Annotated in this window: 20 protein-coding genes and 1 pseudogene; 6 read left to right on the forward strand and 15 right to left on the reverse strand. The window is 44.7% G+C overall.

Features of this window, described 5'->3' with window-relative positions:
* Positions 1–9: 9 nt before the first annotated feature.
* Positions 10–384 (reverse strand): GntR family transcriptional regulator, encoded by a 375-nt coding sequence (locus tag RBH91_RS11205; protein WP_076797471.1) that lies wholly within the window; start codon positions 382–384, stop codon positions 10–12.
* Positions 385–570: 186 nt separating this feature from the next.
* Here RBH91_RS11205 and RBH91_RS11210 point away from each other — a divergent pair, with 186 nt between their 5' ends.
* Together RBH91_RS11210 and RBH91_RS22680 are read left to right on the forward strand one after the other, a co-directional pair.
* Entirely contained in the window at positions 571–705 is a 135-nt protein-coding gene (locus RBH91_RS11210) for a hypothetical protein (RefSeq protein WP_307891626.1), read from the forward strand.
* Positions 653–865, forward strand: coding sequence for a ferritin-like domain-containing protein (locus tag RBH91_RS22680; RefSeq protein ID WP_404802510.1), 213 nt, complete (start codon positions 653–655; stop codon positions 863–865). Before RBH91_RS11210 ends, RBH91_RS22680 begins: the two co-directional genes overlap by 53 nt.
* 111 nt (positions 866–976) lie before the next feature.
* Here RBH91_RS22680 and RBH91_RS11215 read toward each other — a convergent pair whose 3' ends face one another.
* Positions 977–1,957, reverse strand: coding sequence for an amidohydrolase family protein (locus tag RBH91_RS11215; protein WP_307891627.1), 981 nt, complete (start codon positions 1,955–1,957; stop codon positions 977–979).
* Positions 1,958–2,161: 204 nt separating this feature from the next.
* Here RBH91_RS11215 and RBH91_RS11220 point away from each other — a divergent pair, with 204 nt between their 5' ends.
* Positions 2,162–2,779: a TetR/AcrR family transcriptional regulator gene (locus RBH91_RS11220; RefSeq protein ID WP_307891628.1), complete on the forward strand. Its 618-nt coding sequence runs from the start codon at positions 2,162–2,164 to the stop codon at positions 2,777–2,779.
* Between the two features lie 426 nt (positions 2,780–3,205).
* Here RBH91_RS11220 and RBH91_RS11225 read toward each other — a convergent pair.
* Positions 3,206–3,475: pseudogene (locus tag RBH91_RS11225) on the reverse strand (DsrE/DsrF/DrsH-like family protein); the annotation flags it as partial.
* Between the two features lie 101 nt (positions 3,476–3,576).
* Here RBH91_RS11225 and RBH91_RS11230 point away from each other — a divergent pair.
* Entirely contained in the window at positions 3,577–4,302 is a 726-nt protein-coding gene (locus RBH91_RS11230) for an endonuclease/exonuclease/phosphatase family protein (protein WP_307891629.1), read from the forward strand.
* A 22-nt stretch (positions 4,303–4,324) separates the two neighbouring features.
* Here the strand turns inward: RBH91_RS11230 and RBH91_RS11235 are convergent, their stop codons facing one another.
* The 7 genes from RBH91_RS11235 to dacB form a co-directional block, all read right to left on the reverse strand.
* The gene (locus tag RBH91_RS11235) at positions 4,325–5,182 is read right to left on the reverse strand and encodes a RhaT/GlcU family sugar-proton symporter (protein ID WP_307891630.1); all 858 of its coding nucleotides are present in this window, start codon (positions 5,180–5,182) and stop codon (positions 4,325–4,327) included.
* A 154-nt stretch (positions 5,183–5,336) separates the two neighbouring features.
* The gene (locus RBH91_RS11240; protein ID WP_307891631.1) at positions 5,337–6,545 is read right to left on the reverse strand and encodes a glycoside hydrolase family 10-like protein; all 1,209 of its coding nucleotides are present in this window, start codon (positions 6,543–6,545) and stop codon (positions 5,337–5,339) included.
* Between the two features lie 96 nt (positions 6,546–6,641).
* Positions 6,642–7,844, reverse strand: a complete 1,203-nt coding sequence (locus RBH91_RS11245) for a DHH family phosphoesterase (RefSeq protein WP_307891632.1) — start codon at positions 7,842–7,844, stop codon at positions 6,642–6,644.
* 193 nt (positions 7,845–8,037) lie between these two features.
* Positions 8,038–8,772, reverse strand: a complete 735-nt coding sequence (gene pflA, locus RBH91_RS11250; RefSeq protein ID WP_307891633.1) for a pyruvate formate-lyase-activating protein — start codon at positions 8,770–8,772, stop codon at positions 8,038–8,040.
* A gap of 57 nt (positions 8,773–8,829) precedes the next feature.
* Complete coding sequence (pflB, locus tag RBH91_RS11255) at positions 8,830–11,055, reverse strand: formate C-acetyltransferase (protein ID WP_307891634.1); 2,226 nt, start codon at positions 11,053–11,055, stop codon at positions 8,830–8,832.
* A gap of 302 nt (positions 11,056–11,357) precedes the next feature.
* A complete protein-coding gene (locus RBH91_RS11260; protein WP_307891635.1) occupies positions 11,358–12,854 on the reverse strand; it encodes a glycosyltransferase in 1,497 nt (498 codons plus the stop codon).
* Between the two features lie 143 nt (positions 12,855–12,997).
* Positions 12,998–14,482, reverse strand: coding sequence for a D-alanyl-D-alanine carboxypeptidase/D-alanyl-D-alanine endopeptidase (dacB, locus tag RBH91_RS11265; RefSeq protein WP_307891636.1), 1,485 nt, complete (start codon positions 14,480–14,482; stop codon positions 12,998–13,000).
* 465 nt (positions 14,483–14,947) lie between these two features.
* Between dacB and RBH91_RS11270 the strand changes: the two genes are divergently transcribed.
* The gene (locus RBH91_RS11270) at positions 14,948–15,814 is read left to right on the forward strand and encodes an AraC family transcriptional regulator (protein ID WP_307891637.1); all 867 of its coding nucleotides are present in this window, start codon (positions 14,948–14,950) and stop codon (positions 15,812–15,814) included.
* Positions 15,815–16,217: 403 nt separating this feature from the next.
* Here RBH91_RS11270 and RBH91_RS11275 read toward each other — a convergent pair whose 3' ends face one another.
* The 3 genes from RBH91_RS11275 to RBH91_RS11285 form a co-directional block, all read right to left on the reverse strand.
* Positions 16,218–17,396 carry an NAD(P)/FAD-dependent oxidoreductase gene (locus RBH91_RS11275; RefSeq protein WP_076764245.1) on the reverse strand — a complete coding sequence of 393 codons (1,179 nt, stop codon included), beginning with the start codon at positions 17,394–17,396 and terminating at the stop codon, positions 16,218–16,220.
* Between the two features lie 43 nt (positions 17,397–17,439).
* Positions 17,440–17,862, reverse strand: a complete 423-nt coding sequence (locus RBH91_RS11280) for a DUF1641 domain-containing protein (RefSeq protein WP_307891638.1) — start codon at positions 17,860–17,862, stop codon at positions 17,440–17,442.
* Between the two features lie 402 nt (positions 17,863–18,264).
* Entirely contained in the window at positions 18,265–18,495 is a 231-nt protein-coding gene (locus RBH91_RS11285; RefSeq protein ID WP_076763859.1) for an excisionase family DNA-binding protein, read from the reverse strand.
* Between the two features lie 96 nt (positions 18,496–18,591).
* On the opposite strand from RBH91_RS11285, the gene RBH91_RS11290 reads away from it, so the two are divergent.
* Positions 18,592–18,819 carry a hypothetical protein gene (locus RBH91_RS11290; RefSeq protein ID WP_307891639.1) on the forward strand — a complete coding sequence of 76 codons (228 nt, stop codon included), beginning with the start codon at positions 18,592–18,594 and terminating at the stop codon, positions 18,817–18,819.
* A 72-nt stretch (positions 18,820–18,891) separates the two neighbouring features.
* Here the strand turns inward: RBH91_RS11290 and RBH91_RS11295 are convergent, their stop codons facing one another.
* Positions 18,892–20,841, reverse strand: a complete 1,950-nt coding sequence (locus RBH91_RS11295; protein WP_307891640.1) for an AMP-binding protein — start codon at positions 20,839–20,841, stop codon at positions 18,892–18,894.
* Between the two features lie 29 nt (positions 20,842–20,870).
* Complete coding sequence (locus RBH91_RS11300) at positions 20,871–22,400, reverse strand: acyl-CoA carboxylase subunit beta (protein WP_307891641.1); 1,530 nt, start codon at positions 22,398–22,400, stop codon at positions 20,871–20,873.
* Positions 22,401–22,414 lie beyond the last annotated feature (14 nt).

Below are 22,414 nucleotides of genomic sequence, written 5' to 3' on the forward strand. Positions count from 1 at the left end.
TGCTCATCTTTACCACCCCTCATATATCAGCTTGAGCATCTCTTGGAGCTCTTCAAATGTTAAGCCGACAAGCTTTGCTTCGCTGATGGCTTCTGCCATTTTTTCTTCAATCATGTTTATTTTGGTTTCGCGCAGCATGTCTTTGTTAATGGCTGCGACATATGAGCCTTTTCCGGCAACGGTGACGATGAATCCTTCTTTCTCCAGCTCGTCATAGGCTCTTTTCGTTGTAATGACGCTGATTTTCAGCTCTTTGGCAAGGTTTCTGATCGATGGGAGCGGCTCTGATTCTGAGAGCACTCCCTTGACGATATGCTCCTTTAATTGATTGACGATCTGTAAATAAATCGGTTCGTCGGAAGAGTTTGAAATGATAATATTCAAAGCATGACATCCCTCAATTCGTTATAACTGTATATATACACTATAAACAGTTATAACAATGATGTCAACAATGCTCACCATTCATTCATCAAAGCCGATGGTGACACTGAAACATCATGTCAGATTGTTTTTTCAGCTCCGTACAATATGAGGTAAACATCCATATCAGGTTTGGAGGTGTTGATGATGGTGATAAGCAAGCGAATGAAGCAGCTGATCAATCACTTGATTCAAGTTGAATTTCCAGTCCGCATACTTATATTTGGCGATGGCAAACGACTTTTATCGCTTAAACTTGACGGGTATCGGTCGCTGGTTTAGGCTTCAACATGATGAAGAGCGCGGCCATGCACTAAAGTTGATTGACGACTTAACAGACTGCAATGGGATCGTTAAAATCAAAAGCACCTCAGAACGCCGATTCATTTCGGGAATGCGGCAGAAGCTTTTTCAAAAAGTGTTGAATATGAGCAATATGTGACGGAAAACTGCAGAAAAGCGTATAACTGAGCGCACCCTTATTTCCAGCATTCAATACTTTCCTGAGAACGCCAAAAGACCTCCGCTTTAGTGGAGGTCTCTTTTATTGATGTCATTTAGAATTGAATAATTGAGCCGCATTTTTGCGGCCGATCTTTTGCCTGTCCGTTTCGCTGATTGGACATTGATCAAACCATGACGAGATTTCTTCCATAGATTCGTATGGATAGTCGACCGAAAATAAAATTCTGTCTGAGCCGACTTCCAGAATGGTATCGATTAAAGCCTGTGTACGGAAAACGCCGCTTGTGGTCAAATAGAAATTTTGGCGAAGGTACTCGGTAACAGGCTTTTGATGGTTACCGTGCGTTTCGGGCCGCTGGTGGCGAAGCCGGTGTTCCACACGCGGCAGTGTAAACGGCAATCCTTCTCCGAGATGGCCGAGGATAATGGTCAAGTTTGGGTATCGATCAAACAGTCCGCTTAACATCAGCCGTAATGCATGTGTGGCCGTTTCGACTCCAAATCCCCAAGCTGAGCCAAGCAGTCCCTCATAGCCTTGATATATTCTTTGCTGATGAGGCAGCGGAATGCGGGGATGAAGGTAGACGGGAACGCCCAGTTTTTCGACTTCTTCCCAAAATGGCCAAACTTGGGGTTCGTCAAGGTATTGGGCTCTGTTTTCATCACCGATATTGCTGTAGCCGTTGATCAGTGCACCGACAAAACCAAGGTCTTGCACCGCCCGTTTCAGCTCTTTTGCTGCCGCCTTTGGATCCTGCAGCGGAAGCGCTGCGAAAGCTTGAAAACGGTCAGGGTGTTTAGCAAGGAAATACTGTGAAACATGGTCATTCATCTGCCGCGCCAGTTCGATGGCCTTTTGCGGATCGGTAATACCTTCAATCCCCGGCTGTGTCAACGATAATATTGATGTCTGAATTCCGTTTTTATCCATATCCTCGATGCGTTTTTCATATTCCTGTAATCGCTGTTGGACTTTTGCAAAATAGTCTGTGTCTGTGAAATCATGGCTGCCCGTCGCTGGAAAATCGGGTGACTCCCAGTGTTCTTCTAAAACGATTTTACCTCTCATGATAAAAGCTCCTTTCGATGGAAAATCGACTCGAGATTGACGGACCGTCATTGTTTTCGAAATAATCATATACGCAGCTGCTATATTAAATTTTATCACTTGGCATGATTTGGTCAATCAACAGTTCCTTTCCAAATGTCGAATACTTTACATATGCCCGTCATTTGTTAAAAAACGGCGCAATGTTATACAAGGAGGATGAAAATGTCTAATCAACAAAGTGTTGACCGGCGGGTTAAAAGAACGTCTAAATGTTTAAGAAATGCTTTCGTTCAGCTTTTAAAAGAAAAAGATGTGCATTCGATTACTGTACAAGAAATTGCCGATAGAGCCGATTTGACGCGCGCAACATTTTATCTTCATTACAAAAATAAGCAGGATTTTATTTTGCGAAGTATGGAAGACATGCTCAATGATCTAATTGAGCATGTCAAACCGGTATTTTCAAAAGCAGACCGGGTGTATCCGCCGCCATCTTTTCTAAGTCTGTTTGAGTTTATTTACGAACACGCCGAATATTTTGAAGTGATGTTAAGCGACCGGGGGCTTCCCCAGTTTAGAAGCTATCTCTTGAAGATTGTGCAAAAGCGGATTTATGGAGAGTTAATATCGTCGATTGAGGAATCCGAAGAACAGCTGATGATTCCAAAAGATCTTCTCATCCATTATATTACGTCAGCAAATATAGGCGTTATTTCCTCGTGGCTGGAAAGCGGAATGAAATTCAGCCCCGTTTATATGGCTGAGCAATTGACCCGCTTAACTATACTCGGGCCGATTCGGGTCGCAGGCTTTGAAAATAAAATAAAACACCCCTTTTAAATGATTCGTGAACAAGAAACCCGCGGCGTTAAAAAAAGCCGACGGTCCGTCACTGGAATCGGCTTTTCTATCATTGCTTTATTCCCCGTTCTTTGCAAAACGCTTGATCCGTTCCCCGATTTCATGGCGCACCCGCTGGAAGAACCCCCGGATTTTCTTACCGGCACAAGGTCCAAATCCGCCAAACCTGTGCTGCTACTTTTATGTTCCTGTCATCTGTGTGCACGTGACCGTGTGAACTAAAAATGAAACACCACGAGCTGCGGGCTCGCGGTGTTTTGACCGCTTTTAGCGGCTCTTCACCAAAAGATTCACCGCTTCTTCGACCATTTTTTGCGTATCTCCGCCAGAAGCCATTTCTTCCTTCAGACATTTTTTATTTTAGATTCAGTTTTTCCGGTCCAATCCTCCATGTCATGCGATATATTAACGACATGCCAAAAGCCGTGGTCCTCCAATATTTGCGCCGCCAATGCGCTTCTCTGCCGGAATGGCAAATGATATAAAGGCAGCTCCCCCTCCCAGTGCTGCCCCTTCTTCCTTTTTAATTCCGTGCAAATCCATTGTCATCATACATGGAACAAGCTGAACCCCCTGCTCCTTTGCAAGATCGATTTACTGCGGCAATGGCATTGCATTGTGCTTCTTGATGACATGTTTGATCATGTTCGGCCACATCTCAAGCATATTTATTTTTTCAGCGGATTTGGCGATTTTCCTTTAATCCATGCTTTGAAAAATATTTTATTCCTTCCTGAGGCAAAATATCGTTAACATTCAGGATAGGCGGGATTTTAATGGAGATTACCATCATGACCTTTAACATACATCACGGAAAAGGCGCCGATAAGCGCCTCGATTTGCAAAGGATTGCAGATGTTATCACTGAAAGCGATGCCGATATTATCGGACTCAATGAAGTGGACAAACATTTTTCAAAAAGGAGCGATTATGAAGATCAAGTCGCCTGGCTTGCGTCGCAATTGCAAATGTACCATGCTTACAGTCCTTCGCTTTCATTAAGCTCTGGACAAGCCTCCCCTGAAAGGCAGTATGGCAATGCCCTTTTAAGTCGTTTTCCCATTGTTGAAGAAAAGCATCATTTGTTCAACTTTGTCACAGGGCTTATTGAAGGAAGGTCGCTGCTTGAAACAACCGTTAGGATCGATCAAAAGCTCTTCCGCCTCTTTGTGACGCATTTCAGTTTAAATCCTTTTCTTCATAGAAAACAAACGGATTTCTTGTTGGAAAGAATTCTAAAGCTTGAGGAGCCGGCGGTTGTCATGGGGGATTTCAATATGAAACCTCACTCGAAAGGTTGGCAAAAAGTCGCTGGGGCGCTCTATGATACTTGGAAGGAAGCCGGAGAAGGCCCGGGTTTCACATATCCGTCACATCGTCCGAAAAAACGTTTGGACTACGTTTTCACTAGCCCGTCTCTTCATGTCTCAAAAGCTGAAGTTGTAACCATAGACCCGAGCGCTTCTGACCATTTGCCGCTTAAGGCTGTAATGATGTGTTAAAGGACGGCTTTAAATGCCGTCCTCAAGCTTTTGCAATTCCTAAAAATACGCCGGCTGTCACAATCAAAATAATCCCGATGCCAATGCCGATCAGCTGCCGTTTCGTTTTCTTTTCACCAAGCAAAATAATGCCGCCGAGCGTTGAAATGACAATTCCCATTTGTGACAATGAAAAACTGGTAGCGACACCGACCCTCGGCTGAGAGATGAATAAAAACATGTTTCCCGCGGCCCAGATTAAGCCGGGGATAATATTTTTGATGACATAGAAATTAAATGGCTTATGCCTGAATGTTAAAATCAAACCGCCGGCAACCATTCCGATGGCCTGAGGAAAAAGCGCCGACCAGCCGCTGACATCAAAGAACCGGACCACAACGACATACACGAGGTAACCTAAAGTAGAAATGAGCAAAATGATAATTCCTTTTTTCATGTTGCCCTTAGTTTCTTCCGTTTTTTGGCGGCGGTCTTCAAGTGAGGTCAAGACGATCCCTACGATGATGAAGATAAGCGCCAAGACGCCGAGAATAATGGAGACCGTTGTCGCCCACTCGTGAAAAACGAGGACGCCGAACAACGAGGTGGATACGAGTTGCATACCGGTTGAGATCGGCATCGTTTTTGATACGCCGATCAGCTTAATGCTTTTCAGCTGGTTGGTTTGTCCAAGCGCCCAAAACAGCCCTGAAACAATCCCTACCGCAAAGATGCGCGGCGATAACTCAGGCTGGACGACAAAGTAGATGCCGATTGAAAAGATTAAGGCTCCGATTGTCGTTCCAAGTACTTGGCTGTAAGGCCCGCCCCCTAGCTTTACATTAAAGAGGACGATGCTCCCCCAGAAAATGGCTGGTAAAATCGCTAAGAAAATGTCCATTTGATTTAAACCTTTCTTTTTTGTCTTTATCTATTAAAGTGTACTATACATGCGGTTTTTAAAACAAAAAATGATATGGTAAAGGATAGTGAAATAAAAAATCCATTTTGACCAGCATGATCAAAATGGATGAACACATGTATGTGACGTTACATTAGCATTTTTCATCGTTTTGCTGAAGTGAGCCTGCAGGAGCTGCCAGCCAAGGCATCTCGGGAATAAAAGCGGGATTATGGTATAGATCATTGATCAGCCGGTCTTTTATGCCGAGCGGGTTTCGGTTTACATCTTTCAAGCTGAAATGAATGCTTCCCATCACACTTGATGAGCGGTTTAATGCAATTTGCCTTGGATATTCTTCAGGATCTGACCAGGCAGGATCGGCGTTCTGATTGATTTTATAGGCTGCTTGTCCAATATATAAATGAACCGGGCGCCCTTCTGTTTCATTTTTCCACCAGTCGACTAAAATGTCATAGGCGGCGGGGGCAAAACCGATGCTCCAGTAGATTTGCGGAGCGATATAATCAAGATACCCCTGCTGTATCCACTCCCGCGTGTCTGCATAAAGGTCATCATAGTTTGTCATTCCGGCTGTCGTATTCGATCCAGTCGGATCATCTGCCTTGTTGCGCCACACACCGAATGGGCTGATTCCAAATTTGACATGCGGCTTTTCTTTTTTTATGGCGGTATTGATCTGTTTGACGAGCTTGTTGACATTGTCCCTCCGCCAATCGTCGATATTTTCAAAACTGTTTTTGCCGTATTGTTCGTACGTATCCAGATCGGGAAATTCAACGCCTGCTATTTTATACGGATAAAAATAGTCATCCATATGAACGGCGTCAATGTCATAGTTTTTGACGGCTTCCTCAATTCCTTTCACGATAAAATCCTGTACTGCGGGAATACCTGGGTTATAGTACAGCTGTCTGCCATAGGCGGCAACCCAATCCGGGTGTCTTCTTGCCGGGTGATCTTCTGAAAGCCTGTTCAAATCCGTATGATTCATCGTAATCCGGTAAGGGTTGAACCATGCATGGAATTCAAGCTTTCTTCGATGTGTTTCTTCGAGCAGAAAGCACAGCGGATCATATCCTGGGTCTTTTCCTTGGACGCCTGTTAAATACTCCGACCATGGTCCGTATGATGAAGGATAAAAAGCATCGGCTGTCGGCTTGATTTGAACAACGACAGCATTCATTCCCATTTCTGTCACGTCATTCAGCAGTTTAATGTACTCTTCTTTTTGTTGTTTCACGGTAAGTCCTTTTTTTGAAGGCCAGTCAATGTTTGTGACGGTGGCGATCCATACCGCCCGCAATTCGCTTGTTTTGTCTTTACCGCACATCTTATTCATAAACACGTCCTCCTTATTGGAAAATTCGGAACCTTCTGTTATTATATGCCGGACGGCTCGTTTTGTATATGAAAACAGGCTAAGACATCATCAGTCTCAGCCTGTAATATGCTTGATTTGTTTTACCTGCTGCATCAGAAATTGGACGAATGCCTCATCTCTGACAAGCCATGCTGCATGATTTCGTTTAATAAACCGCTCCGCCTCTTCGAAAGAAGCGAATGTTTCGTTTTGTGTCACCCCGTTTAATTGAATGTTCCAGCCTTGATCGGACGGGAAAAGATAAAGTTGATCCTCTTCCCGATTGGCGTAAAGGGTGCCGTATTCAGACTCTTTCAGGTTATAAATGTTTTTGAAAGCGTCCGCTTTCAGCGGTTCGAGCGGGAACGGCTCTGTAACATACAATCTGAATACGTCGTCAGTCAAAGGACATCCGGAAGCTTTTGCATGGCCGCCCCCGCCAAAACTGGCGGCGATTTCTGATACATCTGTTTCATCGTGAATCGTGCGGAGGCTCACTTTTTTTCCGCCCATATTCAATATGGCGATGTAGTCAAGATGTGGATAGGCTTTGCCAAGTTCATTTCCGACTTCGGAGTGGTATGCCTCGGCATGAACGATACCGACACAATGCGCATTGATGAAAGTCTGTACGATTTCCCGCTTTTTCCGGCGAATATACCGTTCGATTTTCTCTTCTTCCATATCTAGAATTTTTTCCTCGAATTCGTCAAAAGAAAACTCATCGCTTTCCTTCAGGCGCCGCACCATTTTTTCTTCGAATTCATCAATGGACACCATAAAAAACAAATCATTCAGGCGCTTTGCCTGAAGTGCGCCCGCCTGCTCCCACTCCCAGGTGTCATATTGGCGGACAAGCTCGACAAATTGATCCATAGCCTTCGATTTTGGAATAAGGCCATTGTCTATTAAATATTCATAAAAAAGCGATGTGGCTGAAGCAAGCCTTCCGTCTTCATATTGAACTTTTACCATTCCCCAAGGGTGTTCATTCAAATGGAGTGCTGTTTTATGGTGGTCAATCAGTTTGACCTTTCCTCCCGCTTCTGCATATTCGTTCAGCCTTTCTTCATTTCCTTGATGAACAGATAAATCCGTGATCAATAAACCATCCTGATATTTCCCTTTATCTTTCGCTCTTTGTAAAAACCTTTCGACCTGCATATCCAGCCCGGTGACAGAGTTGTAGCGAACTTCCACCTGTTCGCCAAATGCCACCTTCGCGATAATTCCGCAGCCGACTCCGTCCAAATCATTATGAGAATACAAATGATACATGCTGCCGCCCACCTTGCTTTTTTTATTTTCGGCCCAGAGCTCCTAACATGGAGACAGGCGTCTTTTTTCTCAGCTGACATCTGTTTTACTATTGTAAAAATGCGGCGGTTTTATGCAAATGTCCATGTTTCTTTCTGAAGACAAAAAGGACAGCTTCTTTTCAGATAAAGTCTGTCCCTTTTGCCCTGCCCTGTCATGCCATATTTCGCGTCAGGAGCCTGTATGCATGTTCAACCCGTTCAGCGCTCGGCGGCTCGACCCCTTTCAAAGGGTATTCTATTCCGAGCGCCTCCCATTTATAAACACCCAGCTTATGATACGGGAGCACCTCTACCTTTTGTACATTCGCCAGTGTTCCAATAAACTCTCCAAGCGTGATTAAATCGGCATCAATGTCTGAGATGCCGGGAACCAATACGTGGCGAATCCAGACGGGGACTTGCTGTTCGTTTAAGAAACCGGCAAAGTCCAAAATATGATCGTTTGGCATCCCGGTGAGCTTGATGTGTTTTTGGCGATTGATATGTTTAATGTCAAGCAAAACGAGATCGGTGTATTTGATCAATTCTGTGATCTGTTTTTGGAATGAGCGCGCACGTGAATAGCATCCGCCGGAAGAATCAAGGGCCGTATGGATGCCGAGCTTTTTGCACGCTTTAAACAGCTCAATTACAAATGGAAGCTGCAGGAGCGGTTCGCCTCCGCTGACCGTTATCCCGCCGCCTGAGGATTGAATAAACGGGAGATAAGATTGGACATCATGAACGATTTCGGAAACTGACACTTGTTTTCCGACTCCGATCTCCCAAGTATCGGCATTATGACAAAATTGGCAGCGCAAGAGACACCCTTGTGTAAAGATGACATATCGAATTCCGGGTCCATCAACCGTCCCAAAGGTCTCGATAGAATGAATGTTTCCGTTCATGATGAAGATCACCTCTTTTAATGGAAGCGAAGCGTGAGAACGCTCCGCTCCATTTGATTACATAGACTCGTGGAAAGTCCTGCTGATCACGTCTAACTGCTGTTCTTTTGTCAGTTTAATAAAGTTGACCGCATAGCCTGATACGCGAATGGTCAGCTGCGGATATTCTTCAGGGTGTTCCATTGCATCCAATAATGTGTCTCTGTTGAATACGTTCACATTTAAGTGATGGCCTGTTTTGGCAGCATAACCGTCAAGTATGCTGGATAAATTGGCAGCGCGGTTTTCTTCATCTTTGCCGAGTGCTTTCGGGACGATGGAAAATGTATTGGATATTCCGTCCATCGCATAGCTGTAAGGCAGTTTTGCCACGGAAGACAGGGAAGCAAGCGTACCTTTTGTATCACGCCCGTGCATCGGATTTGCTCCCGGAGCAAATGGCTCCCCTCCCCGACGGCCATCCGGTGTGTTTCCTGTTTTCTTGCCGTAAACGACGTTTGATGTAATTGTTAAAATGGACATCGTATGAAGCGACCTGCGATATGTTGGGTGTTTGCGCAGCTTCTTCATAAAGCGCTCAACAATATCAACAGCAATGCTGTCCACGCGGTCATCATTGTTTCCGTATTTAGGGAAATCGCCTTCTGTTTCAAAGTCGACGGCCATGCCATTTTCATCGCGAATCACTTTTACTTTGGCATATTTGATAGCGCTTAACGAGTCGGCCACAACGCTTAATCCGGCGATGCCCGTTGCCATCGTCCGCAGAATGTGAGTGTCGTGAAGAGCCATTTCAATTCTTTCATAGCTATACTTGTCATGCATGTAATGGATGATGTTCAGCGTATTGATGTACAGTCCTGCCAGCCATTCCATCGTCTGGTCAAACTTATGCATGACTTCATCATAGTCCAGCACATCAGACGCGACAGGAGGCATTTCCGGTCCGACTTGGATGTTGTGCTTTTCATCTTTCCCGCCGTTAATCGCGTAAAGAAGCGCTTTCGCCAAGTTCGCTCGTGCGCCGAAAAATTGCATTTGCTTGCCGATTTCCATGGCTGATACACAGCATGCGATACCGTAGTCATCACCATATTCAGGGCGCATGATATCGTCATTTTCATATTGAATGGAGCTTGTTTTAATGGACATTTTCGAACAGTAATTTTTGAAGCTTTGCGGTAGCCTCACAGACCAAAGCACGGTCAAATTCGGTTCAGGTGCAGGACCCAAATTATCAAGCGTATGAAGGAAACGGAACGAGTTCTTCGTCACAAGAGCACGCCCGTCTTGAGCCATCCCGCCGATTGATTCTGTCACCCAAGTCGGATCGCCGCTGAACAATTCATTGTAATCAGGTGTGCGCGAGAATTTTACTAAACGCAGCTTCATGACGAAGTGGTCGACAAGCTCTTGGGCTTCGTGTTCTGTCAGCACGCCTTCCTGCAAGTCCCTTTCAATATAAATATCCAGGAAAGTGGAGACGCGGCCCAGGCTCATTGCAGCTCCATTCTGTTCTTTGATGGCTGCCAAATAAGCGAAGTAAAGCCATTGAAAGGCTTCTTTTGCATTTGCGGCAGGCTGAGAAATATCGAAGCCGTAGCTTAAGGCCATTTCTTTTAATTCATTCAAGGCGCGGATCTGCTCTGACAGCTCTTCACGGAGCTGGATATTTTCTTCCGCCATCACAGCGCTTGTTCCGCTGAGGTCCTTTTTCTTTTCATTGATTAAAAAGTCCACGCCGTAAAGGGCGACCCGGCGGTAATCGCCGATGATGCGTCCGCGGCCGTAGGCGTCCGGCAGACCTGTGATGATTCCGACTTTTCGGGCGAGCTTCATTTCATCTGTATAAGCGTCAAAAACGCCTTGGTTATGGGTTTTGCGATAATCCGTAAAGATTCTTTCCACTTCAGCATCTAATTCAAATCCGTAACATTCACAGGCCTGTTTTGCCATGCGGATGCCGCCAAAAGGCTGAAGCGAGCGCTTGAACGGTGCATCAGTTTGGACACCGACTACCTCTTCAAGATCTTTGTTCAAAAATCCCGGGCCGTGCGATGTGATCGTAGATACGATTTCCGTATCCATATCAAGGACTCCGCCGTTTTCGCGCTCTTTTTTGGTTAAATCCATGACTTGGTTCCATAATGTTGATGTGGCTTCGGTTGGAGGCTCAAGAAACGATTCGTCACCTTGATACGGCTCGAAGTTTTTGAGGATAAAATCACTGACGTTTACTTCTTTTTGCCACACATTTGTGGTGAAACCTTTCCATTGTTCCATTTTCATCCACCTCTTTTTTTGAGATTTTATATAACAGTTGTTGCAGTTATATCTTATGCTCAATATAACAGCTTTGAATGTGAAAAAGATCACACAATCATGTGAAATACTTAACAAGTTTGAGAAAGTTCTTTGAACATACACAATTTAAGAATTTAACCATTACCAGCTGTTGCTTGTCCATTCATCTGTAATACAACATATAGACGATTTTGTTAATCTGTTATATAGAAATACAGTTCGAATCAGCACGATGAAGCCGGCATTAACGGCCGGCTTCATCTGCACTATTTCTATTTGTTTTAACTGCGTCCGACATAAATCGTTTGGTTGCCGAACGACTCAAGAGTGCTCTTCAATACGTAGCTTCCGGCGGGGAGGTGATGAAACTCATAAGCTCCCTCGGGGCCGAGTGCTTTTGTTTGCAGCAAAACACCTGACAAATCATATACATGGATGTAATGTTTCTGTCTCCCCAGCTGGTTTCTAAGGTGCGGCGGAATTTCTCCCGCTAGGATAAAACCGGTATCATCCGCCATCCCCGGGTCGATTTGATTGAGGATCTCCAGATCAGGACCGGTACTGGATGAAAGAGGATGGGATGGGCGGTTTTGTCCTTTGCACCGCTCATACAGCCGTTCTAACGATGCCATGTGAAAGCTGATGTCCCAATGTTTGATTGCCTTATCCAGCGCTCGCTTTCCCAATTGTAAACGGATGGCTTCATCGTCCAGCAAAAGGCGCAGTTTTTCTGCGAGCGCTTCACTGTCAGCCGAGGGAACGAGCATTCCGTCAGCACCGTCGCTGATGATTTCTTTAATACCGCCTGCATTTGCGGCAAGGATCGGTTTTGCGGAAAACTGTCCTTCCAGGAGGACGAGCGGAAAAGTATCGTGGAGTGAAGGCAAAACAATGATATCACTGTCATTCATTAATTGAGGGATGTCATGTCGTTTTCCGAGAAAAGAAATAGCTGAAGCGGCTCCGAGCTTATCGGTTAATTGCTGCAATGTGTGGAGTTCCGGCCCTTCTCCTGCCATAAGACAGTGAAAATCGTCTCTGTCCCGGTGCAGTTCAGAGAGTGCTTCGATCAGATAGCGGTGCCCTTTTACAGGTACCAGCCGGGCGGGGCATAAGATGATTTTTTTACCTTGGTGCTGCCCTTGTTTTGCCGGCTTTTTTTTGTTTTGGGTATAAGGCTCTTTTACGATTCCATATGGAATGACTTCGATTTTGGATGGTGTCACACCCATTTGAATCAGCTGATTTTTCAGCCATTTACATGGTACGGCAACCAAGTCGCCCGACATAGCGCCCAAGTATTCTTCAATTTTCATATACTGCTGTTCACGTCTCGTTTTCTCATCAAATTCCCCTGTTACTTTTGTTTCATGAAACTTGAAATTATGAAGCGATACAATCAGCGGAGTACGAAGGGATTTGGAACGGGCCATCGCTCTTGCCGTCATAAAATCGTGGCAGTGAATCAAATCGTACCCATTTAAATCAAGCTGCCTCACCGCTTGCTCCAAACTGTATCGCTCCATTTCCCTCCAATAGATCCACAGCGGATATTTTGCTGTATAGGATGTTTGAAAGCGGTGGATCAGCTCGCATTTCAAGCGGTGTTTATCAGCTGTCTGCTGATTGGCGATTTGAATGTTCAGCCACTTTTGATCATGGGACAACAAATCGACAGTATGCCCTTTATTTTCCAAACTTTTTCGCAGTGTATCAATATAGGTGGACGGGCCGTTTGTGTGTGGAGAGTATCGATAATAAGCCAGCAATATTTTCATATGCTTCCCCCTACCTGTTGTTAAACTTATAGGAATTCAATCTCTTAGCATTATATGGCGGGGTATGAAAAAAGTACGCGCGACATAAACGGAAGAATCTTTAAAAGCAGCCAACACCCATTGCCTGATGAACATGGTTGTTGTTATGAGGCTGCTAAAATTTCAGCGATCCTGTCTTCGATATCTTTTCCTTTTTCATCATCCAGCAGCTGGTTTAAGAGGATGGAAAAAATCAATGTTTCTCCGCTTGTTGTGTCGACATAGCCGGATAATGAACTCACCGTTGAAAGCGATCCTGTTTTTGCTCTGACTTTGCCTTTGACAGGAGGATTTTTCATTCGATTTCGCAATGTCCCGCCGACCATTCTGTCGCTGGCTCCGGCAACAGGCAGTGAACGGACATAGGACGAAAACCAATTTTCATCCTGAATAGAATACAGCAGTTTTGTGATCTGATGAGCAGAAATGAAATTGATATGAGAGATTCCTGAACCGTCTCTGAGAAGCAAGCCGTCTGGATCAATCCCAAATGTATCAAGCTCCGTTTTCAATACGTCAAGGCCTTTGTCCCAGCTGCCTTCTTTCTTGATCGTCTTCCCCATTTCCTTTACCAATGTTTCGGCATGGCCGTTGTTGCTAAGCTTCATAAAAGGGATCATCAGCTCTGAAAGCGGCATGGATTGATGAACTGTAAGGCGCTGCGCTTTCGCGGGAGTTTGGCCGGTCTTTTCTTTTCCGAGGATTTTAATGCCTTGGCGATGGAGAGCCTGCTTCAATAAATCGAGCGCATAGCGGGAAGGTTCCCATACTGCAACCCATTGTCTGACTTTGGATGTTTCCAGGGGAATGGTTCCTTTGATTTGAATCGTGTTTGTGCCGTGATTCCTTTTCACCTCGATGTCTTTCTTTCCGTCAGCGGGAACGGTTTCGGCGTGATTTTTGATCTTGACATAGTTAGTTTTCGGTGTAATATCCACCTTGGGTTTTTCTCCGGTTTTACTGCCTGGGTTCACTTCAAGAATAACTGTTCCGGCGTCATAGTCTTCATTTGGCGAGGCGGTTAAAGCAGAGACTTGGGCGCCGTAATATGCATCTTCATCACTCCAGGATAAATCCTGTGAATAGCGGACATCATCATACCAGGAGTCATCTCCGATGAGATGCCCGCGGATCGTTGTGATTCCTTTTTTGCGAATGCTTTCTGCCAGCTGATCAAAATCTGTCGGTAAGAGCGTCGGATCGCCTTTTCCTTTTAAATAAAGGCTGCCCATCAATGTTTTGCCGCGCTGTTGTCCGTCAGACAAAACCTCCGTCTGAAATGAATAGTCTTCTCCCAGTACGTTGAGAGCCGCAGCAGCAGTTAAAAGCTTCATGTTTGATGCCGGTCTTAAGCGGACATCACCCATATGGCCGTACAAGATTTCGCCGGTTGACAGAGACCTGACGCTGACCCCTGCGAGCGCTCCTTTTAGATTCGGATCATGTTTTAAAAGCCGCTCAATTTCATGATGCATTCCGCCCTTTTCTTCTGCGGCAAGGACGGCGGGTTCTTCCCCGCGAATATGGGAAGAAAGCGTCAATATCAAAATCATCGCGATACATAAACAAAGCTTCATGTTTTTTTTCATTTCATCCCGCCTTCCCGGTATGTTTTAATACTTTATTGCAAAAATGGGCGGGATATACTTCTGTTGATCTGTTTTCAGCAAAAACCTTATGTAGGGGTAGTACCAGCGAAGCTGACACCACCCGCAATAAGGAAATGTCAAGGTAATAATAAGTTTTGTTTAAGTTAAATACTTCCAACACACAACCCCCGTCCTGTTTTGGATGGGGGTAAATAAAGTTTTATTCAACAATCGCTCCCTCTTCTGGAACACTAAAATAATGATTGTTGCCTTCCAATAATCATATTCGTTTAAGACAGTTGAGTACGTTTAATAGCTATTAACGGAATGGATGACTAATAAAGAATGTTATGAAATGATTATTTAAGTAATAATGAAAGATAAGTTCCGATAAACTCCGTATATAAAATATCGAGTAAAAAATGAATTTCACCGATATTATGTATTTGTAAAGGAGGGAAATGAATGTTACAGAAATTCAATAATTTGATGGATTATATTGAAGCACATTTGACGGAAGAAATCTCTGGAAAAGATATATCAAAAATTGTAGGAATATCTGATTATCACTTTAAAAGAATGTTCTCGTATATGGCTGGAATGTCATTGAATGATTATATCAAAAACAGGAGATTGTCCGTTGCAAATGTTGAATTAATTAAAGGAGCAAGAGTGACAGATATTGCCTATAAATACGGTTTTCAATCTATAGAAGGATTCTCGAGAGCCTTTCGTGAATGGAGTGGTTTTTTACCTTCAAAAGTAACTAAAAACAAAATTCAAAAATCATTTCCCAAATTTTCATTTTTTATAGATATAAAAGGAGGAAAATCGATGGAATTTAAAATTGAAAAGAAAGCGAAGTTTAATATAGTAGGTGTATCGAAAAGAGTGCCAATCCAATTCGAAGGTGAAAATAATGCAATCTTAGAACTAGCCCAGTCAATTACCGAACAACAAAGAAATGAAATGCATCAGCTAGCTGATTTATACCCTCATCAAGTCCTGAATGTATCTTATAATTTTGACGATGGCTACTTGGAAGAAAAAGGCGACCTAACTCATATGATTGGTTTTGCAACTACAAAAGAAAATCCTTTCGATGATTTAGAACAACTGTCCATTGAAGAAAGTTTATGGGCGATTTTTCCGAATGAAGGACCATTTCCTTCTACGCTTCAAGAAACTACCGCTAAAATTTATTCTGAATGGTTGCCTTCTTCAGATTATGAAGTAGCAGATATACCTGGGATTTCTTTTACAAACCACAATGGTACTTCGGAAAATGTATATAGCGAAATTTGGATGCCAGTAAAAGAAAAAAATAGTTAGCGATAAACTTTGATTATTCCGTTAAATCTCCATTTACCATATTAGACCAGTCAGCTAAGAAGATATTGACTGGTCTTTTTGATTTATACATTGCTCTTCTGTATGACTTTTACAAATCGTTTTTATTACACAATATGGCCCGATTGCGGAATAGAAATATAAAGATTTGTTATATATACGGCGAAAATACATTGAATTCGCTTGCTGGTGGTACTCCTAATGGGTGAACACCAAATAGATTTTTTATGGCGCTTCTGCCACTAAACAAAAAAATCACCTTAGTTTTGATAATGCCAAATGCATTTTGCTCAAAATTTTTCATCATATTTTCATTTACCCGTCAAATTTAAAGCGAAAAAAAGCGCCACTTATAGTTTAAACTATAAGTAGCGCTTCATTAGAATTAGTAAGCCAGGCTGAACAGACCTTTAATATGGCTCAGGTAGCGGACATTGCTCGCTTCTTTCATCAAGGAAGCAGGCACCCCTTTAAGAGATGTGCTGTTTGCGCCGATGACGGCAACTGCGTCTTTGCGGCCAAGGCTTGCCAGTGTTCCTGAGTTTACAGGGCTGAATGTATCCAATGTTTTGTTTTCTAAGTATGCATATAAGTTGTAGCCGATCAGTTCGCCCATTTGCCATGCAATTTGCGCTGTCGGCGGATAAGGGCGGCCTTCCGGACCAAAGACAACGGCGCTGTCTCCTGCAACAAACACATCTTCATGAGATGTGGATTGAAGGAAGTCGTTTACAGTCGCGCGTCCGCGGTTCACTTCCAGTCCTGATTCGCCGATAAGCGGATTTCCTTGTACACCGCCAGTCCAGACAAATGTATTTGTAACGATTTTTTGACCGTCTTTCAGATCAACAACGTTTCCTTCTACATTTGTGACAGGCAGCCCGGTTAAGAATTCAACGCCGCGTTTTTCAAGGCTTGCTGTCGCGCGTTCGATCAGTTCATCCGGAAGCACCGGCAGGATCTTCGGACCGGCTTCTACCAATTTCAGCTTGATTTCTTTAGGATCTACACCATAGCTTTTAGCAAGGTTAGGCATGATGTCAGCGAGTTCGCCGACAAGCTCAACACCGGTTAGTCCGCCGCCGCCGATTAAGATTGTGGCATCAGCTTCATTTTTAGTTTGAGCGTATTCGCGCACACGTTCTTCAACATGCTTAAAGATTTTGTTTGCATCATTTGCAGATTTAAGCACCATGCTGTTTTCTTCGAGCCCTGGAATGCCGAAGTAGGCTGTGACAGAACCAAGACCGACAACAAGCGCATCATACGTTAAAGTAGATCCGTCAGAAAGAGCCACCTCTTTGTTGTCGACTGAGAAAGAGTTCACTTTCGCAATTTTAAGATCGATGTCTTTTCCTTTGAAAAGCTTAGCAAGCGGCATAGCGATCGCTTGTTCTGACACGTTGCCCGCTGCAAGGCGATGCAGTTCTGTGATGATTTGGTGTGTTGGATATTGGTTTACCACTGTTACTTTTGCTTCTTCTTTGCTGTAATGTTTGCGAACTGTTAAAGCAGACAGCAGTCCGCCGTAACCAGCGCCTAAAATGACAATATGTTTTGACATCGTGTATCCTCCGTCCTTATTCTAAATATATTTCTGAAGGTCCTTATTTTTGGTTTTCGCGTTCTGACATGATTTGCAGGTAGCTTTGAACAAAGCGGAACAGCTTCTGAGCCTGAGGATCTTTAAGCATTCTCAGAAGACCGAACAGTCCGATGACTTCCTTGCTTTCGTCAGCGCGGTCTTTTGCTTCAATCGCTGTCGCTGCAACTTCTTTCGCCGTATCTTTGACAGGCTCTAAAATTTCTGTAATTGCACCTACAGTGTCGCTTTTTAATACTTCATCAGTAGCCACGGATTGTGCGAAATCGTAAGACTTCGTCAAAACGTTGACCAGTTCTGTCAGCTTTGGAAGCTGGTCGACTAGAACAGTCAAAGATTCCTGTACTTCAGGTTTTAACAGCTGATCAATCAGATCGCGTTGGCTTTGACTTACAGATTCGTTTGTTTGATCGATTGTTTCCGGCATAACCAATTCTCCTTTACAATAAGCAATGTGCTGTTTTTTGAAGGAAGACTTCCCCATTAAGTTTGTGAATTTATGCACAAACAAGTCCGCAGAGAGGTTCTCCCTAATGTGTTTATTTTGCTGTTTTCTGCAGCATGCTGCCTAAAAACTTGCAATCTCAAAACACGATGTATTTTTTACTATTAAATGATAACATTTTTTGAACAAAAAATGAACGTGATTGTTTCCGAAATGAAATAAAATCATAGAAAACTTGATTTGAAAGGGTTTTCCTGTTCCTTTTATTTCCTATATTGTGTCTTTTTTAACCAATCCCCCATTCATCTGCCGTCCTGAGACAAAAGATTCAGAAGCAGAAACGTGGATATAGTAAATGATTTTGTTTACATAATGTTTTTATTGTCAATCTTCATCTTTTACATCCGGATCTTCAGGAATTGGTTCGTTAAGAATGGCTTCAACCATTTCCTTATACTTTTCCATCTGCTCCAAATGGGTGTTGAACTGCTCTTTATTGATTACATATTGCTGTCCGTCATGGATCACCCGAATTTTCCTTTGTCTGATGAGCTCCTCAATATAGGCTTCTGAAAGCGATAAATATTCTGCCGTTTCTTTTATCGTTAAATACATGTTTTCATTCCCTTTCGTCCCGATTTAGGCGAACGCTGCCTTTTTGCAGATCATATGATATGGTATATCAGTTTAAATGATGGAGGCACATTCCCTATGTATTCAAAATGGAATTCTGAAACGCTCTACCAGCCTGCTGCCTCACAGATGCCGCCGGGTCAGCATTCTTCTCAGCAAATGACGCAAAGATTAAAAAATCTGGAGGATCAGATGGAACTGCTGATCAAGCTGATGGAATGTAACAATCAGCTGCTGCGCTCCATTGAAGAACAGCAAAACCGAGTTTGCACGGCCGGCGGCGGTTCGGTTATTGTAAGGATGTAAACCGAAAGATCTTTAAAATAAAAAGAGGAAGGAATTGATCCTTCTTCTTTATTTTTTACCTTTATCAGTATACTACAGATTTTTCGGCGCTTGAAGCCGGGCAATTTCATTGTACACCTCAGGATTTTCCAAGGCCGATAAATCGCCTGGCGGTTCGTGTAAATAAGCAGCCCGCAATAGTCTTCTCATCACTTTTGCATTTCTGGTCTTTGGCAGGCCGCTGACGAAATACACCGATTTTGGCTTGATTGATTTTCCTAATGCTTCACTGGCGCGCTTCAGCAAATCGTCTTTCAATTTGTCCGAAGGCCGGGCTTTAGTGAGAACGGCGAAACAAACAACAGCCTCCCCTTTTATCTCATCGGGAACACCGATCACCCCGGCTTCCGCCACTGCCGGATGGCTGACCAAAACGGATTCGATTTCTGCAGGACCGATCCTTTTTCCGGCCGCATTGATGACATCATCTGAACGACCGCTGATCGTCCAGTAGCCTTTTTCATCTTTTTTTGCCCAGTCGCCGTGCACCCAAACATCTGTCCAGCGGCTCCAATACGTGTTTTCATACCTGTCCGGCTCTTTCCAAAAACCGCTGGTCATGCCGACCCACGGTTTTGTGAGGACAAGCTCTCCGACTTCGTTTATGATTTCGGCCCCTTCTTCATTGTAGACATTGGCGGCCATTCCCGGCAGAGGGGAATTAAAGGTCATCGGCGATATCGGCCGAAGGAGGACATTGCCCAAAATGCCGCCTGCGATTTCCGTTCCGCCCGAATAATTAAAAATAGGCACCTTGCCTTTCCCCGCATGGCGAAACAGCCACATCCACGGATCGTAATTCCACGGTTCACCCGTCGAGCCGATGACCCGCAGGCTGGAAAGATCGTATTTTTGCTGAAAATCGTCCCCATGCTGCATCATCGAACGAATGAGCGTCGGGGAGATGCCGAGATGTGTGACCCCGTGACGGCTGATAAGCTCCCAAAGCCGGTCTGGCCCGGGATAGTCGGGGGCTCCGTCATATAATAAAATGGCTGCTCCATTGATTAAGCCGCCAAATAATAAAAGCGGCCCCATCATCCAGCCCATGTCCGTATACCAGAAAAAGGTGTCGCCTTGTTTGACATCCATGCCAAACCCGGCATCAAACGCGGCTTTAAGCGGAAAACCGGCATGTGTATGAACAGCGCCCTTTGGCTGGCCGGTCGTCCCTGAGGTATAAAGAAGCATGATCGGATCAGAGCTTTCCATCTCTTCGGTTTTCTGAAGTGGTTCATGCTTGATTAGTTCATCCCAAGCTATGTCCCTCGTTTCGTTCCAGCTTGTGTCTGAATCGCGAAGCCGGCAGACGGCGACTTTTTGAACGAATGGGGATTGGTCTGCGGCCTTATCCGCTTCTTTTTTCATGCAGATCACTTTTCCCCTTCTGAGAAATGCGTCTGCGGTGACGAGCATTTTTGCTCCGGAGGCGCGCAATCTTGCGGCTGCCGCGTGAGCACCATAGCCTGAAAAAATCGGAGAAAAAACGGCTCCGATTTTGGCCGCTGCAAGCATGGCGATAACGGTTTCAGGAATCATCGGCATGTAAATCGCAATCACATCGCCTTTTGAGATCCCATGCTTTTTAAAGCCTGCCGCTGCACGGGATATGCTTTGGTTTAATGAAGAAAATGAGATATACTCCGTTTTTCCGTCTTCACTTTCCCAAATGATGGCCGTATTGTCGGCGGTTTCTTTTTGGACAGACCATTTTTCGATGGCATTATAAACGGCATTTAAGCGGCCGCCTTCAAACCATTTCGGCCACTTGATGCCTTGATTTACATTTAATGTAGTGCTGTATCGCTTGTACCAGCTGATGCCGAGCGCTTTTTCGGCTTCTTCCCAAAACCAGGCGATATCGTCTGTCGTGGCTTTCAGAAAATCGTCATAATCGGAAAAGCCGAGTGTCTTCATCCATTGATACAGCCGGGTGGTCTTGACGAATTCCGGGTCAGGCCGCCAAACCGCTTTTTCAGACATGCTTCTTCTCTCCTTTCCGTTTTTTGACGTCAGACAGGGTAGACAGGGTGTTTTCGCTCGGTAAACGTCATGTATTTTGTCATGTAGGCCTGAAACCGTTTGATGAGCTCTGTCCGCAAAAAATCAGGGGGAATGATGCCGTCGATGATCATTTCTGATGCGAGCCGGTAAATATCGATGTCTTTTTGATACTCTTCACGTTTTTTGGCAATGAATGCGGCCCGATCTTCTTCCGGAAGCTCCGCAATTTTATTGGCATAGACGGCGTTTACCGCGGCCTCGGGCCCCATCACGGCAATTTGCGCCGTCGGCAGCGCCAGACAGCAGTCAGGTTCAAAGGCAGGCCCTGCCATCGCGTACAATCCGGCGCCGTACGCTTTTCTGATGATGACGGATATTTTCGGAACGGTTGCTTCTGCCATCGCCGAGATCATTTTGGCCCCGTGTCTGATAATGCCCGCCCGTTCGACTTTTGTTCCGATCATAAACCCCGGTATATCAGCCAAAAAAAGCAGCGGGATGTTATAGGCATCACATAAATTAATGAATTTTGCCGCTTTATCCGCGGAATCGTGGAACAGGACGCCTCCTTTCATCCGCGGCTGATTGGCGATGATGCCGACAGGCTGTCCGTGAAGCCTCGCAAGCCCGGTAATGAGCTCGGGAGCGAACATTTTTTTAATTTCAAAAAACGAGTCCTCATCAATGATCCGGGAAATCAAATCCATCATTTGAAAGGGAGCATTTTGGTTTTGCGGAATGATGTCTTCCAATGTTTTGTCAAATTCCTGTGCGGGCTTTGCTGCACCGACAGGCGCTTTTTCGGCATAGCTGGCCGGAAAGTATGACAGATACCTGCGAGCCGAGAGAATCGCCTCTTCTTCCGTCTCGGCAAGGATATCTCCGCAGCCTGATACAGAACAGTGCATTCTCGCTCCGCCCATTTCCTCGAGAGACACTTTCTCTCCGATCACCATTTCCGCCATGCGCGGCGAGCCTAGATACATCGATGCGTTTCCATCAACCATGATGACGATATCGCAAAAAGCTGGAATGTAGGCGCCCCCTGCCGCAGAAGGACCGAACAGCAGGCAGATTTGCGGGATGCGGCCGGACAGCTTGACTTGATGATAAAAAATCCGCCCCGCTCCTCTTCTCCCTGGGAACATTTCGACTTGATCGGTTATCCTTGCTCCGGCGGAGTCCACCAAATAAAAGAGCGGACAATTTAACTTTTCGGCTGTTTCCTGGATGCGGATGATTTTTTCGACGGTTCTCGCTCCCCATGAGCCCGCTTTAACGGTTGAATCATTGGCCATGACACAAACGGTTTGTCCGCCGATTTTGCCGATTCCTGTAACGACTCCGTCAGCCGGAAGTCCATCAACCATACAATTGGCAAAAAAAGCGTCTTCAAGATCGAGGTCTTCGTCAAGCAGCAGCTTCAAACGGTCTCTGACAAACAATTTGCCTTTTTTTTCATTGGCATCATGATATTTTTGCGCTCCGCCCTTCTTGATTTGACGGATGCGTTCATTCAGTTCTTTTTCGGCCGGCATCGGCTGTCCCTCCG

The sequence above is a fragment of the Bacillus swezeyi genome (genome assembly GCF_030908325.1).
In the GTDB taxonomy this organism is placed as follows: domain Bacteria; phylum Bacillota; class Bacilli; order Bacillales; family Bacillaceae; genus Bacillus; species Bacillus swezeyi.